13 protein-coding genes and 1 tRNA gene are annotated in these 15,429 nt (G+C 32.6%); 5 read left to right on the top strand and 9 right to left on the bottom strand.

Annotated elements, in window-relative coordinates; genetic code table 11:
* Positions 1–17: 17 nt before the first annotated feature.
* Positions 18–1,664, top strand: coding sequence for a solute:sodium symporter family transporter (locus tag GBO31_RS08250; protein WP_219007854.1), 1,647 nt, complete (start codon positions 18–20; stop codon positions 1,662–1,664).
* 96 nt (positions 1,665–1,760) lie between these two features.
* On the top strand, positions 1,761–2,777 hold the full coding sequence (gene galE / locus GBO31_RS08245; protein ID WP_219007853.1) for a UDP-glucose 4-epimerase GalE: 1,017 nt from the start codon (positions 1,761–1,763) through the stop codon (positions 2,775–2,777).
* 59 nt (positions 2,778–2,836) lie between these two features.
* Here the strand turns inward: galE and GBO31_RS08240 are convergent, their stop codons facing one another.
* The 8 genes from GBO31_RS08240 to GBO31_RS08205 form a co-directional block, all read right to left on the bottom strand.
* Positions 2,837–4,792, bottom strand: a complete 1,956-nt coding sequence (locus tag GBO31_RS08240) for an ankyrin repeat domain-containing protein (RefSeq protein ID WP_219007852.1) — start codon at positions 4,790–4,792, stop codon at positions 2,837–2,839.
* A gap of 157 nt (positions 4,793–4,949) precedes the next feature.
* On the bottom strand, positions 4,950–7,025 hold the full coding sequence (locus tag GBO31_RS08235; RefSeq protein ID WP_219007851.1) for a peptidylprolyl isomerase: 2,076 nt from the start codon (positions 7,023–7,025) through the stop codon (positions 4,950–4,952).
* A gap of 278 nt (positions 7,026–7,303) precedes the next feature.
* Complete coding sequence (locus tag GBO31_RS08230; protein ID WP_219007850.1) at positions 7,304–8,572, bottom strand: hemolysin family protein; 1,269 nt, start codon at positions 8,570–8,572, stop codon at positions 7,304–7,306.
* Positions 8,572–8,775 (bottom strand): hypothetical protein, encoded by a 204-nt coding sequence (locus GBO31_RS08225; RefSeq protein ID WP_219007849.1) that lies wholly within the window; start codon positions 8,773–8,775, stop codon positions 8,572–8,574. Before GBO31_RS08225 ends, GBO31_RS08230 begins: the two co-directional genes overlap by 1 nt.
* A 6-nt stretch (positions 8,776–8,781) precedes the next feature.
* Positions 8,782–9,339 carry an LPS export ABC transporter periplasmic protein LptC gene (gene lptC, locus GBO31_RS08220; protein ID WP_219007848.1) on the bottom strand — a complete coding sequence of 186 codons (558 nt, stop codon included), beginning with the start codon at positions 9,337–9,339 and terminating at the stop codon, positions 8,782–8,784.
* Entirely contained in the window at positions 9,339–10,709 is a 1,371-nt protein-coding gene (locus tag GBO31_RS08215; protein ID WP_219007847.1) for a tetratricopeptide repeat protein, read from the bottom strand. The genes lptC and GBO31_RS08215 overlap by 1 nt, the downstream gene beginning before the upstream one ends.
* 16 nt (positions 10,710–10,725) lie before the next feature.
* Positions 10,726–11,973, bottom strand: a complete 1,248-nt coding sequence (locus GBO31_RS08210; RefSeq protein WP_219007846.1) for a hypothetical protein — start codon at positions 11,971–11,973, stop codon at positions 10,726–10,728.
* Positions 11,970–12,701 (bottom strand): type III pantothenate kinase, encoded by a 732-nt coding sequence (locus GBO31_RS08205; RefSeq protein ID WP_219007845.1) that lies wholly within the window; start codon positions 12,699–12,701, stop codon positions 11,970–11,972. The genes GBO31_RS08210 and GBO31_RS08205 overlap by 4 nt, the downstream gene beginning before the upstream one ends.
* 207 nt (positions 12,702–12,908) lie before the next feature.
* Here GBO31_RS08205 and GBO31_RS08200 point away from each other — a divergent pair.
* From GBO31_RS08200 to GBO31_RS08190, 3 genes are all read left to right on the top strand, one after another.
* Positions 12,909–12,981, top strand: a tRNA-Phe gene (locus GBO31_RS08200).
* A gap of 49 nt (positions 12,982–13,030) precedes the next feature.
* A complete protein-coding gene (locus GBO31_RS08195) occupies positions 13,031–13,318 on the top strand; it encodes a GIY-YIG nuclease family protein (RefSeq protein WP_219007844.1) in 288 nt (95 codons plus the stop codon).
* Positions 13,319–13,405: 87 nt separating this feature from the next.
* Positions 13,406–13,693: a GIY-YIG nuclease family protein gene (locus tag GBO31_RS08190; RefSeq protein ID WP_219007843.1), complete on the top strand. Its 288-nt coding sequence runs from the start codon at positions 13,406–13,408 to the stop codon at positions 13,691–13,693.
* Between the two features lie 100 nt (positions 13,694–13,793).
* Here the strand turns inward: GBO31_RS08190 and GBO31_RS08185 are convergent, their stop codons facing one another.
* The gene (locus GBO31_RS08185; protein ID WP_219007842.1) at positions 13,794–15,323 is read right to left on the bottom strand and encodes a T9SS type A sorting domain-containing protein; all 1,530 of its coding nucleotides are present in this window, start codon (positions 15,321–15,323) and stop codon (positions 13,794–13,796) included.
* Positions 15,324–15,429 lie beyond the last annotated feature (106 nt).

Raw genomic sequence — 15,429 nt, 5'->3', positions numbered from 1 at the left:
TTTTTAAACTAAAACATATGGGAATACTTTCATTTATAGGATTTACATTATTAGTAGCGGTATACGCTTGGTGGAAAACCAGAAGTACGGATGAAAAATCCGCTGATGGATACTATCTAGGAGGAAGAAGCCTTGGTGCAATTACGATTGCTGGCTCCTTATTACTTACGAATCTATCTGCAGAACAAATTGTAGGCTTGAATGGACAAGCTTTTTCCGAAGGTATTCTTGTTATGGCTTGGGAAACACTTGCTGCAATTGCAATGGTTCTTACTGCTATATGGTTACTGCCAAAGTACATGAAAGGAGGTATTACTACAATTCCAGAGTTTATAGAAAAACGTTTTGATGAAAACACCAAAGCTATATTATCCGTTTTATTCCTAATTGCTTTCAGTATAGTATTATTACCTACCATACTCTATTCTGGATCATTAGCTTTTAGCACTATGTTTGATTTACCATCTTTATTAGGATGGTCCCAATCAGCTTCTATTTGGTTATGTGTGTGGAGTATTGGATTAATCGGAATTATTTATGCCATTTTTGGTGGCTTAAAAGCTGTAGCCGTATCAGATCTTATCAATGCGATTGGACTACTGATTGGTGGTTTGTTAATCCCTTATTTTGGATTAAAGTTAATTGGTGACGGAAACATGATGAATGGTATTAATACTCTTTGGACTGAAAATCAAGATAAATTTAACGTAACAGGAGGTGTTACTTCATCGATTCCAGTTGGAACTATTTTTACAGGAATGATGATTGCGCAAATGTATTATTGGGGTACAAATCAATCAATATTACAACGTGTTTTTGGAGCTAAGAGTTTAAAAGAAGGGCAAAAAGGAATGATGCTTGCTGCTTTTGTAAAATTTCTTATTCCCGTTATCGTAGTACTTCCAGGAATTATAGCTTGGAATGTATTTAATGGAGAACTTAGTTCTGCAGATCAAGCATATCCAGAACTTGTTCGCAAAGTGCTTCCTCCAACATTACTTGGTTTTTTTGCGGCAGTGCTTTTTGGAGCAGTACTAAGTTCTTTTAATAGCCTATTGAATAGTAGTGCTACGCTATTTGGATTTGACTTATATAAAAAGTTTTTTAACCGTAATGCTAGTGAGCTCCAAACCGTGAAAGCAGGTAAATTATTCGGTTTTATAGTAGCTATGATCTCTATGACGATTGCTCCCTTTATTGCAAATGCGCCAGCCGGTTTATTTTCATATATCCAACAGGCTTTAGGAAGTTTAAGTGTTCCTATTTTAGCAGTAGTTATTATTGGTATTCTAACCAAAAAAGTACCCGCAATTGGAGCTAAAATAGTATTGATTGCTGGAGTAATGATGTATTTAATAAGTTTACTGATTTTGGGACCTTATTTTACAAATAACGCTTTGTTAGAAGCTACTACTAATGGAATCACAGATCCGGATCAATTAGCAATTATAAAAGCTGAAGCTTATCCGCATTTCTTACATATTATGGGAATTTTGTTTGTAATTAATGTAGCTATTATGTTGATTGTTGGAATGCTGAAACCTAAAAAAGATGTATATACACCGATCACTACAGAAATCATAGATACAACCCCTTGGAAATATGCTTTAGTTACTGGAGGATTGATTACACTTCTTGTAATTAGTACTTATCTAATATTCTAACAATTACATAAACTTATTTGTCTTCTGTATTCGGTTATAAAGTGTATTGTATTAACTTTACAACTTGTTCTAATAAAAACTCTTGAAAACAAAAAAATGAAAATATTAGTAACCGGTGGATTAGGGTTTATCGGATCGCATACCGCGGTAGAACTACAAAACGAAGGATATGAGGTTGTTATTATAGATAACTGTTCCAATTCTTCTCCAGATGTTTTAAAAGGTATTGAAGCAATTACTGGAAAACAACCAATTTTTGAAAACTTTGACCTGAGAGAAAAAGATAAAGTCCAAGACTTTTTTAAACGTCATCATGATATTGAGGGAGTTATCCATTTTGCAGCTTCAAAAGCTGTAGGAGAAAGTGTAGAAAAACCTCTTTTATATTATGAAAATAATATTAGTGTTCTTGTATATATCCTTCAAGAATTACAGAAAAAAGATAAAACTAGTTTCATATTTAGTTCCTCATGCACGGTATATGGACAAGCTGATGAACTTCCTATAACCGAGAATGCACCGGTGAAAGTGGCGGAATCTCCTTATGGAAATACGAAACAAATTGGAGAAGAAATCATACGAGACACTTGTAAAGTACAACCTAATCTTAATGCAATTGCATTACGTTATTTCAATCCTATAGGAGCGCATCCTTCTGCTGAAATAGGAGAATTACCAATAGGTGTTCCACAAAACTTGGTTCCTTTTATAACGCAAACTGCCATTGGATTGAGAGAACAACTTTCTGTTTTTGGTGATGATTACCCAACAGAAGATGGTACTTGTATTAGAGATTATATTCATGTGGTTGATCTTGCCAAAGCACATGTTGTGGCATTACAACGTTTACTCAAAAACAATAATGTTTCTAATTATGAAGTGTTTAATGTGGGGACAGGAACTGGTAGCTCTGTACTAGAAGTTATACAATCTTTTGAAAAAGTTTCTGATCAAAAACTAAATTACAAAGTTGTAGACAGAAGAGAAGGTGATATTACATCTGCCTATGCAAATACTAATAAAGCGAACAACGAATTAGGATGGAAAGCTAAAAGTACATTAGATGAAGCCTTATCATCCGCCTGGAAATGGGAACAAAAGGTAAGAAATTAAGCAATTTTTAATATGTTATATCAAAAATCCTGAAGGTGTTCTTCAGGATTTTTTAATTACTATTGTTCCCACTCAAAGATAAATTCGTCACCTGCATCGTGTTCTGATTGAATAATTTTTAGGGTATCACCTTTTAAAAGTTCTTCAAATGATGCTAATTTTATCGCTTCAGAAAGGACCTCATGGTGATATTTTTCTAATGGTATATATAGAAACTCGTCATAATAATCTATATCAAAACCATTATCTGTATAACAATAATACGGTCTTTCCATTGGGTTTGCCTTAAGATCATCACCATATGAAAAATCCCACTCTATTCTAATTTCTCCAACGGGTGTTTCAGTGTCTTTCTTTATTCTTTGAAAAAGATCATCCAAAGCAGGAATCCATATTTTTTTGAAATCTGGAATTGAGTTTGAATATCCTTTATTAGTGTAGAATGAAATCTTTTCCTGAAAAAGCTTAAATAATTCAATACTTGAATCTACCTTTTCTTGAATAGCATTATAATTTTCTCCATCGAATATTATGATTTCCAATACATCAGAAGTACGTGTATATAAGGTAACATTAGCATTTTCGTGAACTAGATACTTATACAACACTTGAGTATCTATATAATTTATAAAAAGATCAAATAAAGGATTAGATCGTACTATATCAAAATCTGCATCCAGAAAAGATTCTTTTTTATATCCTTTAGAAACTGCTTGTAATCCATATTTAATGGTGTTTTCAACATCATCAGCTTTTGCATACATGCATGCTATATTGAAATCTAACAGCCCTTTTTTACTAATCTTTGTATTCTTAGCTTTATCTATAAAAGGCACAATAATATCTATAGCTTTTTGATGCTGCCCTATTCTATCATAAGCAACAATCATATGTGCTAAGATATTTGCTGCAGGATCTTTATCCGGTTGAAATGTATCCATATGTTCCTCCCAATACTCAACTACTTGTTGATCTAAACCAAAAATGATATAGTTGATGATTAGAGTATCCCATATATTATGATCAAACCCAAATTGCTCTATATATTTCTCTGTATATAAAACTGTATGCTCTTGATCACCTAATTTTCTATAGGCTGTACTTATGTGATTTAATGTATTTGAATATTCTATTGCATTTGTATCAATTTTAGCAGCCCATTCAATTACATCAGACCAATTAGATGTATACAATTGAAATGCAATCATTTTTTCAATGACTTTAGAACTATTAAATGGGTTTTCAATTCTATCTTTTAAAAGTTCTAAGATTTCCTCTGATCGATAATCTAATGCAAGTGTAATAGCAGTATCTCCATCTCTAGAAACATGATCTAAATCAATTCCTGATAATAACAAACCTTTTACAACTTCTTTATTTTGATTCTCAATAGCAAAAAACAAAGGCGTCCATCCATTATATCTTGAATCTTTATGATCCACCTCCTTATTTACATCAGCATCATACTCAACCCATATATTTAAATCGTTCATTGTTTTCATACTTGAACACGCTTTCATAAATGGGGTGATTCCTTTACGATTAGCTTGATTAGGATCGCATTTTTGCTCTAACAGAAACTTTGCTACTTTAGGATATTTCACCAATTCAAAAAGAACATTCTCTCCTTTTTCATTAAGCTTAAAAAAATCGCATCCTTTTTCATTAAATAGGTTTAGAATAGAGAGCATATGTTCGTCTTTATGGGCTACGCTTCTTTTAAAAGGAATATAGCGTTCTAATCGATGTAAAAAAGTGTTGTTCTTACTATCTATTGCATTAATATCTATACCAGGAAGATTGATTATTTTAGATATTTCTTCTTTAGTCTTTAATTCATCCAATAACAAAAACCAAATTGGAATTTCAATCACTCCCCACTCATCTATACGATTATTAATATCTAAACCTTGAGTCAATAATTTCTCAAGATGCGAAAAATCATTTTCACTTTTGAAATAGTCAATCGCATCTTCTATTATTGATTGATCGATAGAGAATCCTTCTTTTTCCATAGTAGTTTGTTTTACAAAAAGCGTTTCAAAATTAATAGGTAAATAAGGATAAAAACTACACCGAAAACAGTGGTTTTCAGTATTTCCTTAGAAAATAGAAATAAAAAAAGCTTCTGAAAAAATCAGAAGCTTTCAATTATATATAAAAATTAATTCTTTAGTAGAAATTAGCTCTTTTATCTTCGATTTCAGCAGCTTCTTTCAATGCATTAAAAACTCTAGAATTAACAGCATTTGCTTGTGTTTTAGACTCCTGTACCGAATAACTCATATAAGTATCTAAACCGCTAGCAGGTGTCTTTTTAGTCACTTCCACAACATATACACCATTATTACCAACAACCGGTCCAGAAATCTGACCACTTTCTAAAGCAAAAGCAGCTCCTACTACCTTTGGCTCTGTTCCAGCGCCACTGATAGTTGGTGTCTTCATATTCAATGCAGAAGCTGTTTTAACGGTTTGTGATTGATTTTTTGCAATATCATCTAAAGTACTACCAGAGATCTTCTTTTTCAACATCTCAGCCTTTTTCTCTTTAATAAGTATTGGTTTCACTGTTAAACTTGCATCTTCTACTTTTTGAACTCCTTTAGATGCTTTTCCAGTTAATTGAACAACAGCATATCCATCAGTAACTTCAAAACGTTTTACGTCTCCTACGTTCGTTTCCTCATTGAATGCCCATTGAACAATGGCTCTTTGTGCTCCTAATCCAGCAATATTTTCAGCCAATTCACTAATTTTATTTACCGGACGTACATCAAACTCACTTTCTTTTGCTTTTTCAGCAAAATCTCCATCTTTTGTAGCTATCTGGAATTTGGTAGTTTCGGTAAAAATATCATTGATTGTTTTTTCACTAGCTTCAATTTCCTTTGCTATCGTTCCTATCTTTACTGCTTTTTGCTCATTCTTCTTATCCTCAATTGTAATAATATGATATCCAAATTGTGTTTCTACAACACCCATATCACCTATATTATTATCAACAATATAATCGTTAAAGGCAGGTACCATTCTTCCTGGAGGAAAATATCCTAAATCTCCACCTTTATCTTTGTTAGAGTTATCCGCAGAAAAATCTTTGGCTAATGTTAAGAATTTAGCCTTATCCGTTTTCACTACAGCAAGTAAACTATCCGCTAATGTTTTAGCTTCTTCTTTTGTACGCTCAGTATCTCCCGCAGTACCTAATCCTTTCCAAGAAACTAAAATATGACTAGCTTTTAAAGAATCGTGTAATTGCTTATTTGCAATCACCTTTGATATCTTAATAAACTTACCATCTTTATAAGGACCATACACTTCTCCAACAGGTACATTATATAATGTATCTGCTACAGTAGCAGGTAAATCTTTCTTAAATAAGAAACGATCATCATATTTTAGCGCAGAACCTCTATCCACATTGATAAACTCCTCAATATTTTCTGCACTCTTAAGTGGCGCTACATCTTTAGTAACTTCTGCTATTAATTGATTTTCATCTTCCTGACTTGGTTCTTCTTTAAAAAACACATACCTCATATTTCTTGACGCATCTGCTTTATACAAATCCGCATGTTTATCAATATAAGATTGAATCTCTGCATCAGAAACAGTAACATCTGTATCAGGAATACTAGAAAATGGTAATTGTACATATTTAATATCTACTACATCATTTTCCATCTTGTAAGCTAATTCTCCTTCTTTAAGTGTTGCTCCAACTCCTGCCTTGATCATATTTAAATATGTTTGCTCTAAAGCTCCTTTACCTAAAGAACGCTTATAATCAATCCATTGTTGATACGCTGCAGGATTTGATTTGATACTTGCTACATATTCTTGCATTTTTGCTTTGTCAAAAACACCTGCTTCATTTTGAAACGTCGGATTATTTGCTAATCCTTCTTCTAACAATTGATTTACTTCATCCGCTCCTGCTCTAATACCTAGCTCTTCAAACTGTCCATCAAAAACTATTTGCCTTAATTCTTGATTCCAAACATAGTTTACAGTTTGTAAGTTAGAACCACCACCTCCAAAGTTTCTAGAAGCTGCTTCAACCTTTCTTGCAAAATCAGTTCTATCAATTTCTTTCCCATTAACGGTAGCAATTATATTTGCTGCTTTTTGAGAAATAGCTCCTCCATTTCGAATCAAATCCGCTAACACGAATGAGAAAAGCGCCAAAGCGATAATCACAATTAAGAAAACGGAACGTTGTCTGATTTTATTTAAAACTGCCATTTTAAGTTTAATTTATTGAAATATAGTGGGCGAAAATACCATTTTCTTAGAATATTACCAATTAAAGACAGAAAGTCTTTACAACTTTTTTTACTTTTTATTTTAGACAGTAATTTACCGTTCAAAAATACGGATAAACCGTACAGAAACAAACACCTACATAATTGATTTTAAGCAAATTAATAGACAAACCACTTCTAAGTATATTTTAGAATATGTTTATGAGAATTTATGTAAAAAAACAGACAGGTACTTTACTATGACTTTGCGCAATAAGATTAGCCTTCTTCTTGAGTCTTTAATTCTACAATTTCTATTTTGGTATTGGAAGTTTCAATAATATTAATAGTTACTGAATCTATTTTTACAACATCTCCTTGTTGAGGAATTTCTTCTGTATGATTTACAATCATTCCTCCTAATGTTTCGTAGTACTCACTTTCAGGAAGGTTTAATTTGTATGTTTCATTGATATAATCAACTTCCATTCTGGCCGAAAAACGATAATGACTCTCCTCTAACCTTTCCTCTATTAGGTCAACAGAATCATGTTCATCTTCGATTTCACCGAAAAGTTCTTCCACAATATCTTCTACGGTAATAATTCCGCTAGTACCTCCATATTCATCGATAACTACAGCTACACTCTTATGCTTTTTAGTTAGAAGATTCAAAACATCTTTTACATACATGGTTTCTGGCACAAAAACTACTGGAAGCAATATAGACCTAATTGACTTGGGTTTTTTAAACAGTTCGAATGAATGAATGTATCCAATAATATCATCGATAGTATTATGATACACCAATATTTTGGACAATCCAGTATCTATAAAAAGCTGACTAACTTCTTCGAGGGATTTAGATTTTTCTATAGCCACAATCTCTGTTCTCGGAATCATAACTTCTCTAGATTTTACATCTGAAAAATCTAAAGCATTTTGAAAAATCTGTATTTCACTATCGATTTCGTCATGTTCTTCTACCGTTTCCATTTGTTCGGTAATATAATCTCCTAGTTCTGTTTTTGTAAAAGCAAGCTGAACCTCATCTCCATCCGTTTTAAAGAATTTCTTCAACACAAAATCCGATATCCATATTACAAAAGAAGATATAAACCAGAAAAGTAAATAGAAAAAATACGCTGGTAAGGCAAATACTTTTAATAAAGTATTTGCATAAATCTGGAAAAATACTTTAGGTAAAAATTCGGCAGTAACTAATATAACAAAGGTTGATATAATCGTTTGCAATAGTAGATTGACACTTCCTGCCATATCAGGATAGTAACCCTGTATAAATTCCATCAGCAATTCACCCATATAAAATCCATATACTACAAGTGCTATGTTATTACCTACTAACATAGTTGCAATAAACTTTGAAGGTTTTTTTGTTAATCGAGCTAGTATTGTAGCTAGAAAACCTTCTTGTTTTTTTTCTATCTCTATATGAATTTTATTGGAAGACACGTAAGCAATCTCCATCCCAGAAAAAAAGGCAGAGAGAATAACAGAAAGTACAATTACAGCAATTTGTAGCTCCATTAGTTGTTATCCTTATTACTATTGGCATCAATTCTTTTTCGGAAATTTCTTTTAAAGAAAAACATAAAAACAGCTACTCCTGCAAAGCACAGGTACAAAATACTTCTGCTATCTTGTTTACCCCATTCTTCATATGCTTGATATAGAAAAAAACAAGTAATGGCGAGATAGGCTAATTCAAAAAATCTAAAAATTTTCATCATACAAATTTACTCTTCGATGAACATTGTTCCTTCATTGATGCGTGAATTCAAGATAGTAAAATCCTGATTAGCATCAAAACCATCCGCTTCATTAACATTGCCATCTGGAAGTATACTTTTATAAGGTTGATCCGTAAAGACCCAATTAATACTTTGATCCCAATATAATTGGCGAGCAGTTAAATGTGTACTATCTGCCGTTTTAATATCTACGTTTCCTCTCATATCAATAAGTCCAGTTTCTTCATAAAAAATGGCGTAATCAGACTTTACAACACTCACTTTACCATCTTTATCAATGATATCCAGAATGATACCTTCGGGAAACTCCCTATATGCAAAACCTTTGTTTGTATAATCTTTCATTTTAGGAGTTCTGAGAATTGCTGTTAATCTTCCTGAATCTGTATACTTCAAATTCACTTCAAATGCTTCTGCTATTGGCGCATCTTCATCAATGAGATAAGAACTAGTGTTTGAAGTTTTTGACTGACATGAAAAAAACAATGTCACAGCAAATGCTGTGACAAGGTTTATGAATGTATATATATTTTTTTTTTGCATTATAGCTTCGGCACTTTAACCGTTTCACCAATCCAACATCCTATTTTTACAGATGTAATCTCTGGATTATTAAAAATATCTGTTTTAGTAGGTGCTTTTGCTTTATAATTTGCTGCCAATCCATTAGCAGTTTTCTTTAAACTAGGATCAATTCTTCCTGCTTTTCTAGCATATCTTTCTGCTAACCAGTATACTGCTTGTTTTCTAAACTTATCAGCTCCACAAGCATTTGCACTAGATCCGATCATATTTGCAATTCTCAGGTAACAAATACCCATTGATGGTTTGTTAGCCAAAGCTTTTTTGTAGAAAGATCTTGCTTTTGATTTACTTCCTTGCTTCTTCATAACTTCTCCCATCTTGAAATAAACCTTAGCCTTATCACTAGCCTTAGTTTCTAATTGAGCAGATTGATTAAAGTACTCCATAGCTTTCGAAGTTTTCTTATCTTTTAAAGCAAGTAATCCTAAATAATATGCAGACTTTGCAGATGGTTCTGCTTTATGTAAAGCCTCCACTAACTTAAAGAATAATGGATCATCCGTACATTCTTTTGCAGACATTCTACCTGCAGCACCTTTAAGCCAAGCAACATCAGTCTTTTTACTTTCAAACTGACCTGTATACAAAGGAATTAAGTTTTTACAATCTGCAAGCTCTCCAAGCTTTTGATTTACTCCTGCTTTTACTTTACTGTAATTATTTAAGATTTTACCGTATGTTTTTAATCTTTTCTTTTCTTTACTCGTAAGTGCAGCTCCAGACTCTTCTTTTTCTGTTAATTCAGAAATTGTTTTTGCCTTTTTACTTTCTTCATCTTCAATCTTTTCGATGACACCATCATACAAATTGAATACATCTTGAAGTTCTTTCTTTCCAGCAGATTGAAGCTCTACCAATAAATAGAAGAATGTATACACCTTTTTAGGGCTAGAAAAATTCTTTTTATCTTCTGTCCAAGCTTTATTAAACTCTGCAAATTGGCTTTCTTTAGTACCAATTTTGTTATCGTACATAATCTGACCAATATCAGAATGCATGTCTCCTACTTTAGTTTTAGCTGGAAAGTACTGTAAACGTTCTTTCCATAGTGCGATCATATCATTACCTAAAGCTGTTTTTGCAGCACCAGTAGCTTTCTTATATTTAGCTTCTAATAATTTTTTTCCAAACTGAAAAGTAGCAACACTGTGTGTAGGGCATTCCTTTCTTACTTTCCATAAAGGCCCTTCAGCAGCCTCCCAATTTCTTACCTTAGCGTGCTCATAGGCAATAGAAGCCGTAGTTGCACAGTCTGTAGCCTGAGCACTTAAACTAGAAGTACTTAAAACTAATCCTGCCGCTATTGTAAATAAAACTTTAGTATTCATAGCTGTATAATTGTAGTTAATTAAATTTCACTTTTCTAAACCATCTATCATTTAAGGACAAACTTAATGATAAATTAAAGAACTCTTCTTTTACTAATCCTGCATTTGTGGTTCCGCGAGTTCCAAATTCAAAACCTATATTAGCATTGGAGAATAAATTACCAACTGGTAACCCTACTCCAAAAGATATGCCAAACTCATTTATAGCCTCTCCATTTATATTCAAACCAGTTTCTTCATATCGCAACCCTGTTCTATAAACAATTCTATTTAAATAACTTGTAAGAGAGTTATATTTAGGAATGTAATATCCTCCTAATTTAAATTTTGAAGCATTTTCATATACAACATTATCAGCAGTAAATGATCTATTCTCAAAATCATTTGCATTTAAATAGGTATATTCTGCTCCTACAAACCATTTTTTAGGTTCACCGATACCAGCTCCCAATTTAAACTCTGCAGGAAGATCAAGATCTCGGTCTGCTACTTCTACATCTTGTCGTTCAATTACCAATTCTGATCCATTTGCTAGCACTTGTACTGTAGCTAACTCGATAGAGTTCTCAGAAGATAATTTAAAGGAAGGAGTAGACACGATAGATGTTGTTAATTCTAATTTTTCAGTAAGCATGGTTTTATATGCTACACCAAATGACAAACTAACACCAGATAAATCAGAATTATCGATTTCTCTAGTGTCAAATTGTAATTCTGAACGTCTCAGAATTGCTTTATTTTCGATATTTCCAAAGTTATAATTTATATCTAAACCTACACTTAAATTCTCGTTAACTTTAAATCCTGCAGCGATAAACACTTTATTTAAACCTCCAGTTCCAAAAAATTGACTTTCAGAACCATCACTATTAAATGAATTAGTTTGATAACCTACGGAGCTTACCGGTAGTATTCCGAAACCAAATCCAAATTTTCCTGCAGGAATCCCAATCGCCAAATAATCTAAGGATGCATTATCTTTATAAGAATCCTCTCCAGCAGCATTATCCAGATTTAAACCATTATAATTTGCACCCAACGTATAGGTTGTTAATTTTAATTCTCCATAAGCCGCGGGATTCTGAAGATTTAAGTGAATACTATCTGCAAGTATACCCAATCCCCCCATCGATCTATTTTCTACTGTTCCTTTGAACTTCTGTAATCCTACTCCATAAAAAGAATAAGGTGAAGAAGTTCCCTCTTGAGCATTAGATAAGCTGGTAAATACTACCAGAATGACTACTAAAATCTTTTTTATCATTGACTATTATTAAAAGCTAAAATGTAATTTAGTCCCTCCAATAAAAAATTAGAGGTGGCAAATATGCTATTTTTTAATCTTTTAGACAAAAAATGTGCATCTCCACCGGTTAAAATAACTGTTAAATCAGGGTAAGTGTTGCAATATTCGTTGATTGCGCCATCAATTTCATACAAAATACCGTTAACAACTCCAGAATGAATTGATTGATTTGTACTATCTCCAATGTGATTTTTGGGTTCTTCCACATGTAATAAAGGTAATTTAGAAGTATAATTATGTAGGCTATTATATCGCAATTTAATTCCTGGAGCAATTGCTCCTCCCAGATAATGTTCTTCGTTATTTTTAAAATCATAGGTAATACAGGTTCCGGCATCTATGATTAAAGTATCTTTCTTTGGAAATTTATATACCGCTGCTGCTACCAAAGCCAATCGATCTACTCCTAATGTTGTTGGAGTAGCATATAAGTTCTGAAATGGCATTTTCAGTGTGTGATCTAATATGGTCGTTTCGAAAGTTTCTTTTAGAGTTTCTATTTCCTCTTCTTTGATATTCCCTACAGAAGAAAGTACTGCCCTATCTAAGCTTGGGTAGTTTTGATGTAACTTCAATATACATTTCTTGAAGTTTTCTAATTCCAAGGTTTCTTTATGTATAATGACATCTTTATCAAAAACACCGATTTTAATAGATGTATTACCTACATCAACAACTAAATTCATACATCTATTTTTACACTAATACGTAATCTGAAAAATGTTTTTACAGAAATTCATTTTTTTTATTTGAAAAACCATTGATCGCAACTTCTAGATTTCAATAGATTACGAGCTTTTATTCATAAGTTTGTAAAAGTACAAAACGATTTTTTTAATTTTTTCTTTTGAGTATTAAAAAAAGCGTTCTATATTTGCATCCGCTTACAGCAAGGTGCCTTAGCTCAGTTGGTAGAGCAAAGGACTGAAAATCCTTGTGTCCCTGGTATCGGGGCTGGAGGCACCACCTTGAAAACCCGAACAACTTTGTTCGGGTTTTTTGTTTTCAATAAGCTATGCATTATTTATACATTCTATATAGTCCAACTATTGACCGTTTTTATATCGGAGAAACTACCAACCTCCATCAAAGAGTAATTGACCACAATAATCATAAATATCAAAGAGGTTTCACGAAGGCAGCAAAAGATTGGTCCATTAAACTTTATAAAATATGTGAATCTAAACAACAAGCTATGTTCTTGGAAAAGTTCATAAAAAGAATGAAAAGTAAAAAATTCATACTGAAAGTAATTGAAAACCCAAGTATTCTAGATGATATCATTGATAAAAATAAAAAATAGCCCTTGGTTCCCCCGAAGTATCGGGGCTGGAGGCACCACCTTGAAAACCCGAACAAMWTTGTTCGGGTTTTTTGTTTTCAATAAGCTATGCATTATTTATACATTCTATATAGTCCAACTATTGACCGTTTTTATATCGGAGAAACTACCAACCTCCATCAAAGAATAATTGACCACAATAATCATAAATATCAAAGAGGTTTCACGAAGGCAGCAAAAGATTGGTCCATTAAACTTTATAAAATATGTGAATCTAAACAACAGGCTATGTTCTTGGAAAAGTTCATAAAAAGAATGAAAAGTAAAAAATTCATACTGAAAGTAATTGAAAACCCAAGTATTCTAGATGATATCATTGATGAAAATAAAAAATAGCTCCTGGTTCCCCCGAAGTATCGGGGCTGGAGGCACCACCTTGAAAACCCGAACAAAATTGTTCGGGTTTTTTGTTTTTGCTTTTATCGGTTACTTTATCTTAGTTTTTTGAGAGCAACTTTTTTGAAGCCAATTCTTTACCATTTACAATTAGCTTGCAAATGTAAATTTGAGATGCGGAATTCGTCGTATTGAAGATAACCTGATTCTGACTCATTATTTCTGCATATCGGCGTACTAAAAACCCCTTGGTATCATAAATATGAATTTCAGCATTAGAGGTATTAGCAGGCAATGTATATCTGATTGTTGTAGATCCGTTAAAAGGATTAGGAACATTAAAGAGAGATTTTTCTTTGTCTGAAGGAATTATATCTATTGAACTTCTTTGTGCCATCATTTCTGAAAGTAAAGATTTTATTTCCTGTAATTCCGCCTTGATTTCTTGATTTTCCTTTTTCAACCTTGCTATCTCTTTCGATTCTATATTTTCCTCTTCATTAGCATTCTTTGCATTTAAGGCTCTCCTACTACGAATCCTTCCGAAAACTGTAAGATCACCATGTATAACAACCCGTTTCGATGAAAAATCACCTTTTATCAAAGGTTTGGCTGTATTAGAATTTGAAATATATAATTTGTTTGATCCTTTTTCGTTTTTACCAGCCTCATGACCAATAAATACGCTACCGTTTCCTTGATTATTTGCACCAGCATTAGCACCGTAAAATGTATTTCTTTCTCCCTGATTTTGGATCGTACTGATACCATCTCCGATAAGGACATTGGTAGCATCTGTATCAATACTCTCATTCAACTCATTAATAACAGATGTATTTGAAGCAATAGCAGCCGTATTATCAGCGATATTTGAATTATTTATGCTGATAGTAGCCGTATTAGCTGATATATCAACTTTATTAGACTCGCTCACATTTAAAATATCTTCGATATTGGATGTATTACTGTTAATTAAAACTGTATGCGCATCAATAGTGTTATTACTATCGGCAATTAGAGAACCATTGGTATTGATAAGACTAGTATTATTAGTAATTTTGGCAGTATTATCTGTAATGTTTGCAATGCTATTTTGAAAGCTACTATTGGTAATATTACCCGTGATCTCAATGCTTCCATTAATCTTCAGTCTTGAGGTATTGAATTCTCCGTAGATCAATGGGTTATTTGTAGCGCTATTAGAAATATACAATCTATTGGACCCCGTTTCATTTTGCCCAGCTTGACGACCAATAAAAACATTTCTAGAACCGTTAGCTTTGGATCCAGCTAAAATCCCCACATAAGTATTTTCATTTCCCGAGCTATTCTGACCTCCAGCTCCTGAACCTAAGAATACATTATTGCTCCCAGTAGTATTAAATTGTCCTGATACTGAACCCATAAAAACGTTTTGGTTACCCGTTTTGTTTCTGAAACCTGAGAAAGCACCTATAAATGTATTTACAATACCACTAGTATTGTCTTTTCCCGCTCCAGCTCCTGTAAATGTATTACCATTACCAGTTGTATTGGAACTTCCTGCTTGATTACCACTAAATGTGTTGTTTTGACTGTGTGTTAATAATGAGAAAAAAGAAAAACTCATTAACATTAAAATTGATTTCATTTTCTAAGATTGTTTAGTATTACTAATATTTATCACCTCAAAGTAAAATCAACTATGGATTCTGTACCAATAAAAAAGGGCTAGGAAGAAAAAATAGCTATTGAAA

The organism is Aquimarina litoralis (genome assembly GCF_019295435.1).
Classification (GTDB): domain Bacteria; phylum Bacteroidota; class Bacteroidia; order Flavobacteriales; family Flavobacteriaceae; genus Aquimarina; species Aquimarina litoralis_A.
The sequence above is the reverse complement of the archived record's forward strand: the minus strand, read 5'-3'. Positions and strand labels throughout refer to the sequence as shown.

Bases quoted from the DNA above. Each gene is read 5' to 3' on its own strand.
- GBO31_RS08250 (WP_219007854.1), top strand. From the start codon at position 18: ATGGGAATACTTTCATTTATAGGATTTACATTATTAGTAGCGGTATAC.
- galE (WP_219007853.1), top strand. From the start codon at position 1,761: ATGAAAATATTAGTAACCGGTGGATTAGGGTTTATCGGATCGCATACC.
- GBO31_RS08240 (WP_219007852.1), bottom strand. From the start codon at position 4,792: ATGGAAAAAGAAGGATTCTCTATCGATCAATCAATAATAGAAGATGCG.
- GBO31_RS08235 (WP_219007851.1), bottom strand. From the start codon at position 7,025: ATGGCAGTTTTAAATAAAATCAGACAACGTTCCGTTTTCTTAATTGTG.
- GBO31_RS08230 (WP_219007850.1), bottom strand. From the start codon at position 8,572: ATGGAGCTACAAATTGCTGTAATTGTACTTTCTGTTATTCTCTCTGCC.
- GBO31_RS08225 (WP_219007849.1), bottom strand. From the start codon at position 8,775: ATGATGAAAATTTTTAGATTTTTTGAATTAGCCTATCTCGCCATTACT.
- lptC (WP_219007848.1), bottom strand. From the start codon at position 9,339: ATGCAAAAAAAAAATATATATACATTCATAAACCTTGTCACAGCATTT.
- GBO31_RS08215 (WP_219007847.1), bottom strand. From the start codon at position 10,709: ATGAATACTAAAGTTTTATTTACAATAGCGGCAGGATTAGTTTTAAGT.
- GBO31_RS08210 (WP_219007846.1), bottom strand. From the start codon at position 11,973: ATGATAAAAAAGATTTTAGTAGTCATTCTGGTAGTATTTACCAGCTTA.
- GBO31_RS08205 (WP_219007845.1), bottom strand. From the start codon at position 12,701: ATGAATTTAGTTGTTGATGTAGGTAATACATCTATTAAAATCGGTGTT.
- GBO31_RS08195 (WP_219007844.1), top strand. From the start codon at position 13,031: ATGCATTATTTATACATTCTATATAGTCCAACTATTGACCGTTTTTAT.
- GBO31_RS08190 (WP_219007843.1), top strand. From the start codon at position 13,406: ATGCATTATTTATACATTCTATATAGTCCAACTATTGACCGTTTTTAT.
- GBO31_RS08185 (WP_219007842.1), bottom strand. From the start codon at position 15,323: ATGAAATCAATTTTAATGTTAATGAGTTTTTCTTTTTTCTCATTATTA.